This window comes from Staphylococcus sp. EG-SA-2, from assembly GCF_017152085.1.
Window position 1 is genome coordinate 1 of the sequence record NZ_JACYHC010000157.1, and the last position, 535, is coordinate 535.

The 535-nt window shown below is 34.4% G+C and carries 1 protein-coding gene; it reads right to left on the bottom strand.

Annotation, left to right across the window (positions count from 1 at the left end; translation table 11 throughout):
* Window positions 1-41: 41 nt before the first annotated feature.
* The coding region (locus IDG60_RS01515) for a sirohydrochlorin chelatase (protein ID WP_206160409.1) at window positions 42-535 on the bottom strand (494 nt) is incomplete at its 5' end.

Sequence of the window (535 nt, forward strand, 5' to 3'; positions counted from 1 at the left end):
TATTTATTTCAAAAAAAGGTATTAATTTTTCGTTAGTGCTTTTATATTTTCATCGGAATCATTAAGCTTTCTAATCTATCGTTAATGATTTGCTTTAAAATTGGGTCGAAGTTAATTGAAGGTGTGATGTGTATATCTGTATTAATAACCATGTCATTCATTTGCTGCTTCACTTTGTTAACAAGCCTTCCGTCGTATAAAAATAATGGTACGACAATCAATTTTTGATACCGTTTCGAGATGCTTTCTAAATCATGTGTAAAACTAATCTCTCCATATAGCGTTCTCGCATATGTCGGCTTGCTAATTTGCAAATTTTGAGTGCATATTTGTAACTCTTCGTGTGCCTTAGTAAACTTTCCATTAATATTGCCGTGTGCAACAACCATAACTCCAACTTGTTGTTCTTCACCTGCTAATGCGTCACAAATACGTTGTTCAATTAATCGTCTCATTAAAGGATGTGTGCCAAGTGGCTCGCTTACTTCTACCTTTATGTCTGGATACCGTCGTTTCATTTCATGAACGATATTCG